We start from the raw sequence: 6,648 nt of genomic DNA, 5'->3' as shown, positions 1-6,648 counted from the left end.
GGGTGAGCCGCACATTATCGCGCCAGCCATTGGGAAGGAGCGCCTGTTCCGCAAAGATCGCTGCCACTTTTCTCTCCGGTTCTCTGTCTCTCATGCGATGATGGCACTTGCAGTGCGTTTCAATATGTATATACATAATCGTCATCGATTGAAACGGAAAAGATGATGGCTGGACAGAGCAAAAGCCGAACAGGGGATCTTCGTCTGTGGCGCAATGCGCGGCTAGCGACAATGGCCGACGGGTCTGCCGGACTTGGCGTCGTCGAACATGGCGCGGTCGCTGCGCGTGACGGCCGCATTGTCTATGCCGGCCCCGAGTCGGAGCTGCCCCCGACACTTGCCCTGGCCGCAGAAACGGTCGATTGCGAGGGCCGCTGGATCACGCCTGGCCTGATCGACTGCCACACTCATCTGGTCCACGCCGGCAACCGCGCCAACGAATTCGAGATGCGGCTGGCCGGCGCCACCTATGAAGAGGTCGCCCGGGCCGGCGGCGGCATTGTTTCGTCGGTCAAATCCTTGCGCGCCGCCAGCGAAGACGAACTGGTCACTCAATCGCTGCCGCGCCTCGATGCGCTGATCGCCGAAGGCGTGACCACCGTCGAGATCAAGTCCGGCTACGGGCTCGACCTCGAAAACGAGAAGAAATCGCTGCGTGCGGCCCGCCAACTGGGCGCGCAACGGGCGGTGACGATCCGCACCACCTTCCTCGGCGCTCACGCGCTGCCGCCGGAAGCGAAGGGCGACAAGGACGCTTTTATCGATTTGGTCGCCAATGAGATTCTTCCTTCGGTTGCCGCCGAGGGGCTGGCCGATGCCGTCGACGGTTTCTGCGAAGGCATCGCCTTTTCGCCGGAACAGATGGCGCGCGTCTTCGATGCGGCCAAAGCAGCAGGCCTGCCGGTCAAGCTCCATGCCGACCAGCTGTCCAACCTGCATGGCGCCGAACTCGCCGCCCGTTACGGTGCGCTGTCGGCCGACCATCTCGAATACACCGATGATGCCGGTGCAGCGGCGATGGCCAAGGCCGGAACCGTGGCGACGATCTTGCCCGGCGCCTACTATTTCATTCGCGAAACCAAGAAGCCGCCGATCGGCCTGTTTCGCCAGCACGGCGTCAAGATGGCTGTCGCCACCGACAACAATCCCGGCACTTCGCCGCTGACCTCACTGCTTCTGACCATGAACATGGCCGCGACCCTGTTTGGCCTGACCGTCGATGAATGCCTTGCCGGCGTCACCCGGGAGGCCGCCCGCGCGCTTGGTTTGCTGGGAGAAACCGGCACGCTTGAGGTCGGAAAATCCGCCGACCTGGCGATCTGGAACATCGAGCGCCCCGCCGAACTCGTCTACCGCATGGGCTTCAACCCGCTGCATGCCCGCATCTGGAGAGGACAATGACCGAACTGACCCTGAAGCCCGGCAATGCGACGCTGGCCGACTGGCGCGTCATCTATCGTGGCGCCGTGCCCAAGCTGGAGGATGCCTGCCGGCCGAAAATCAAGGCGAGCGCCGAGGCCGTCGCCAGGATCGTTGCCAAGGGCGAGCCGGTCTATGGCATCAACACCGGCTTCGGCAAACTGGCCAGCGTCCGCATCCCGGCCGAGGATCTCGAGACCTTGCAGCGCAACATCGTCCTGTCGCACGCCGCCGGCGTTGGTGAGCCGATGCCGGTTGCCGTTTGCCGGCTGATGATGGCGCTGAAGCTCGCCAGCCTGGCGCAGGGCGCCTCCGGCGTGCGGCCGCAGACCATCGAGTTGCTGGAAGCGATGCTGGCCAACGACGTCATCCCGGTGGTGCCGGCGCAAGGTTCCGTCGGCGCCTCCGGCGACCTTGCCCCGCTATCGCACATGACGGCGGTGATGATCGGCGTCGGCGAATGCTTCACCCCGCATGGCCGTTTCCCGGCCAAGGTCGCCTTCGTCTCGCATGGACTGGAACCGGTGACACTGGGCGCCAAGGAGGGCCTGGCGCTGCTCAACGGCACCCAATTTTCGACCGCCTATGCGCTGGCCGCCTTGTTCGAGGCCGAAGTGCTCTACCAATCGGCGCTGGTCGCCGGTGCCCTGTCGACCGACGCGGCAAAAGGGTCCGACGCCCCCTTCGATCCGCGCATCCATGTGCTGAGAAAGCATCCCGGCCAGATCGAGACGGCCGACGCCCTGCGCAATCTGATGGCCGGCAGCGCCATCCGTGAATCGCATCGGGTTGGCGACGAACGCGTGCAGGACCCTTATTGCCTGCGCTGCCAGCCGCAGGTCATGGGCGCCGCACTCACCGTGCTGCGCCAGGCGGCCGACACGCTGGGCACCGAAGCCAATGGCGTCACCGACAATCCGCTGATCTTCGCCGAGGATGACACCGCACTTTCCGGCGGCAATTTCCACGCCGAGCCGGTGGCCTTCGCCGCCGACATGATCGCTCTCGCCGTCTGCGAGATCGGCTCGCTGTCGGAACGCCGCATCGCCATGCTGGTCGATCCGGCACTTTCCGGCATGCCGGCCTTCCTCACGCCGAAGCCCGGGCTGAACTCCGGCTTCATGATCCCGCAGGTGACGGCGGCGGCGCTCGTTTCGGAGAACAAGCAGAAGGCCTATCCGGCCAGCGTCGATTCGATCCCCACCTCGGCCAACCAGGAAGACCATGTTTCGATGGCCGAGCATGGCGCGCGCCGGCTGATCGGCATGGTCGAGAACGCCACCGCCGTGATCGGCATCGAATTGCTGGCCGCGGCCCAAGGCTGCGACTTCCATGCGCCGCTGGCCTCGAGCGACGCCCTGGAGGCAGTGCGCAAGCTGGTCCGGGCCGAAGTGCCGCATCTCGACAATGACCGCCATTTCCACCCCGATATGGAAAAAGCCATCGCCATGGTGCGCAGCGGTGCGACCATCGTGGCCGCCAGCGGCGTGGCTCTGCCGTCGATTTCCGGAGCGATGTGATGGCAAGCGCGCCCTGGCTGACGGTCACGCCCGGCACAGCCCCGTTGCTGGTGTCGATCCCGCACACCGGCATCGACCTCGCCGGCCTTGAGAATCGGCTGGTCTCGCCCTGGCTCGGCCGCCGCGACTGCGATTGGTGGATCGATAATCTCTATGACTTTGCTGCCGGCCTCGGGGCGACGGTGGTGCACACCGCGATCTCGCGCACCGTCATCGACGTCAACCGCGATCCCTCCGGCGCCTCGCTTTACCCCGGCCAGGCGACGACCGGCCTTTGCCCGACCGAGACTTTCGATGGCGATCCGCTCTATCGCGAGGGCGAAGAACCGGGGCCGTCGGAGATCGACGAGCGTCGCGAGAAATTCTTCGGGCCCTACCATGCCGCCTTGCAGGTCGAGATCGACCGGTTGCGTGGCCTGCACGAAAAGATCGTCCTCTATGACTGCCACTCGATCCGTTCAGTGCTGCCGCGCCTGTTTGAAGGCACGCTGCCGGTTTTCAACCTCGGCACCAATGACGGCAGGAGCGCCGATCCGACGCTGCAGGCGATGGTCGGCCAGATCATGGCCGAAACCGGTGAAACCTTTGTCATCAACGGCCGCTTCAAGGGTGGCTGGATCACACGCCATTTCGGCCAGCCGCAACAAGGCGTGCATGCGCTGCAGATGGAACTCTCCAATCGCGGCTATATGCGCGAGCCCGATGGCAAGGGTACGCCGGACAATTGGCCGGTGCCTTACGATGCCGAGTTTGCCGCACCGATCCGCGCCACGCTGCGGAAAATCCTCGAGACTGCGACGTCCTGGGCGCGCGTCTGACATCAGGCCTTTTATGGAGTGACGCCATGAACAATCCTCGCCACAACATCCGCGAAGTCCGCAGCCCGCGCGGCACCGAAATCAGCGCGCGCTCCTGGCTGACGGAAGCGCCGCTGCGCATGCTGATGAACAATCTCGACCCGGATGTTGCTGAAAATCCCAACGAACTGGTCGTCTATGGCGGCATCGGCCGGGCGGCGCGCACCTGGAACGACTTCGACCGAATCGTCGCCTCGTTGAGGACGCTGGCCGATGACGAGACCTTGCTGGTCCAGTCCGGCAAGCCGGTTGGCGTGTTCCGCACCCACCCGGACGCCCCGCGCGTGCTGATCGCCAACTCCAATTTGGTGCCGCACTGGGCGAATTGGGAAAAGTTCAACGAGCTCGATAAGAAGGGCCTGATGATGTACGGCCAGATGACGGCCGGCTCGTGGATCTACATCGGCACGCAAGGCATCGTGCAGGGCACCTACGAGACCTTCGTCGAGGCCGGCCGCCAGCACTATGGCGGCAATCTCAAGGGAAAATGGATACTGACCGGCGGTCTCGGCGGCATGGGTGGCGCCCAGCCGCTCGCCGCCGTCATGGCCGGCGCCTGCTGCCTGGCGATCGAATGCAACCCGGACTCGATCGATTTTCGCCTGCGCACCCGCTACGTCGACGAGCGCGCCGACACGCTCGACGAGGCGCTGGAAAAGATCGAACGCTGGACCAAGGCCGGGGAGGCCAAGTCGGTCGGCCTGCTTGGCAATACGGCCGAGATCGTCCCGGAAATGTTCCGGCGTGGCATTCGCCCCGATATGGTCACCGACCAGACCTCGGCGCATGATCCCATCAACGGCTACCTGCCGAAGGGCTGGACGATGGCCGAGTGGCGCGAGAAGCGCGTCAGCGACCCCAAGGTGGTCGAGAAGGCGGCACGCGCTTCCATGCGCGAACATGTCGAGGCGATGGTGGCGTTCTGGAACGCCGGCGTGCCGACGCTCGACTACGGCAACAACATCCGCCAGGTGGCCAAGGAGGAGGGGTTCGAGAACGCCTTTGCCTTCCCCGGCTTCGTGCCGGCCTATATCCGCCCGCTGTTCTGCCGTGGCATCGGGCCGTTCCGCTGGGCAGCCCTTTCCGGCGATCCTGAGGATATTTACAAGACCGACGCCAAGGTGCGCGAACTGACGCCCGGCAACACCCATCTGCACAATTGGCTCGACATGGCGCGCGAGCGCATCGCCTTCCAGGGCCTGCCGGCGCGCATCTGCTGGGTCGGCCTTGGCGACCGCCACAGGCTCGGCCTCGCCTTCAACGAAATGGTGGCCAAGGGCGAGCTGAAGGCGCCTGTCGTCATCGGCCGCGATCACCTCGATTCCGGCTCGGTCGCCTCGCCGAACCGCGAAACGGAATCCATGAAGGACGGCTCGGACGCTGTGTCCGATTGGCCGCTGCTCAACGCGTTGCTCAACACGGCGTCCGGCGCCACCTGGGTGTCGCTGCACCATGGCGGCGGCGTCGGCATGGGTTTCTCGCAGCACGCCGGCATGGTCATCGTCGCCGACGGCACGCCGGACGCCGCAAGGCGCCTGGAGCGGGTGTTGTGGAACGATCCGGCGACCGGTGTCATGCGCCATGCCGATGCCGGCTACGACATCGCCGTCGAATGCGCCAAGGAGCACCAGCTCAATCTGCCCGGCATTCTCGGCTGATTGGCTGAGCCGATGCGCATCCTGCGGGCAGCCGAATACCGGTCGATGCCGTGGAAGAACGGCGGCGGCGTGACGACGGAAATCGCCGTTTCGCCCTCGGGTGCCGGTCTCGACGACTTCGACTGGCGCGTCTCGATGGCGCGCGTCGAATTGAGCGGGCCGTTCTCGCAATTCGCCGGCATCGATCGCACGCTTGCCGTGCTCGAAGGCGAGGGCATCGTCCTTGAGATTGCCAGCCACCAGCCGACATCCATAAACAGGACGACCGACCTGTTTTCTTTCCCTGCCGACGTGCAGACCTCGGCTGCGCTGATCGGCGGGCCGATCACCGATCTCAATGTCATGACCCGCCGAAGCCGGATGACACATTCGGTCGAACGCCTGGTGATTTCGGCCCCCGTGGAAATCCGGACTGAAGCCGGCACAACCCTCATCCTGTGCTTGGACGGCGACGTCAGCGTGCCCGCCGCTGAACCGGTTCGCCTCGGGCCGCTCGACACGCTGCTGTCCGGTCCGGTCAGCACCGGCCTGCTCGTCCAACCCACCCATGAGGCAACGCTGTTCGTGATCCGGATCGGCTCTGTCGCCGGCAACGATTAACGCTTGTTTCCAAACATGATCGCGGCACCGGCGAAATATAGCGTAAGCTGCTGGCGGCATCACGAAAAAGCCTGAATCCTCTCCGCCGATCTGGCTGGCGGGAAGTGGGGTGCTTGTCTTTGAGTTTTGCTGAGAAAAACAAACTTTCGGCAAGTGGGGTTTATGCAACCAATTGCATTTGAACCGGTTTTAGGGCCATTGCCGTGGCGGTGACGCCGCTCAGTGCCCGCTTACGGAATTTTCAATGAATATCCAGACGACTCCTGCCCAAATCGAGAAGACAAGCGCGAGCTTCCCGGCCATCACGGAAGAGCCGATCCGCTCCAATTACCTGCCCGAAGAGCGCCTTCGGCTGCTCGGCGAAAGCCTGGCAAAAGGCGACCTCACGGATCTGTTCGGCCTGATGCCCTTCGATTTTCAGGCCCGTATCCGGGACAGCGCCAAGAAGATCCTGGAAGTCTACCGGTCGACCAATGCGGCGCAGGCGAGGGGCGAGACGATCACGCCGGCGGCACAATGGCTGCTCGACAACAATTACCTGGTCGAAGAGACCATTTTCCAGGTCAAGCGCGACCTGCCGCGCCGCTTCTATCG

Annotated in this window: 6 protein-coding genes; all 6 read left to right on the top strand. The window is 64.3% G+C overall.

The features are described 5' to 3' along the window. The first annotated feature begins 165 nt into the window (after window positions 1-165). The gene (gene hutI, locus EOD15_RS25480; protein WP_127408955.1) at window positions 166-1,401 is read left to right on the top strand and encodes an imidazolonepropionase; all 1,236 of its coding nucleotides are present in this window, start codon (window positions 166-168) and stop codon (window positions 1,399-1,401) included. Continuing rightward, window positions 1,398-2,939, top strand: a complete 1,542-nt coding sequence (gene hutH / locus EOD15_RS25475; protein ID WP_127408954.1) for a histidine ammonia-lyase — start codon at window positions 1,398-1,400, stop codon at window positions 2,937-2,939. Before hutI ends, hutH begins: the two co-directional genes overlap by 4 nt. Continuing rightward, window positions 2,939-3,757, top strand: a complete 819-nt coding sequence (hutG, locus tag EOD15_RS25470) for an N-formylglutamate deformylase (RefSeq protein ID WP_127322097.1) — start codon at window positions 2,939-2,941, stop codon at window positions 3,755-3,757. The genes hutH and hutG overlap by 1 nt, the downstream gene beginning before the upstream one ends. 26 nt (window positions 3,758-3,783) lie before the next feature. Continuing rightward, window positions 3,784-5,454, top strand: a complete 1,671-nt coding sequence (hutU, locus tag EOD15_RS25465; protein ID WP_127322098.1) for a urocanate hydratase — start codon at window positions 3,784-3,786, stop codon at window positions 5,452-5,454. A gap of 12 nt (window positions 5,455-5,466) precedes the next feature. After that, window positions 5,467-6,054: a HutD family protein gene (locus tag EOD15_RS25460; RefSeq protein WP_127322099.1), complete on the top strand. Its 588-nt coding sequence runs from the start codon at window positions 5,467-5,469 to the stop codon at window positions 6,052-6,054. Between the two features lie 244 nt (window positions 6,055-6,298). Further along, on the top strand, window positions 6,299-6,648 hold a 350-nt coding region (locus EOD15_RS25455; RefSeq protein WP_148129639.1), incomplete at its 3' end, for a hypothetical protein.

The organism is Mesorhizobium sp. M7A.T.Ca.US.000.02.2.1 (assembly GCF_003996995.1).
GTDB lineage: Bacteria > Pseudomonadota > Alphaproteobacteria > Rhizobiales > Rhizobiaceae > Mesorhizobium.
Note: the sequence above shows the minus strand (reverse complement) of the source record. Positions and strands in the feature narration are given on the sequence as shown.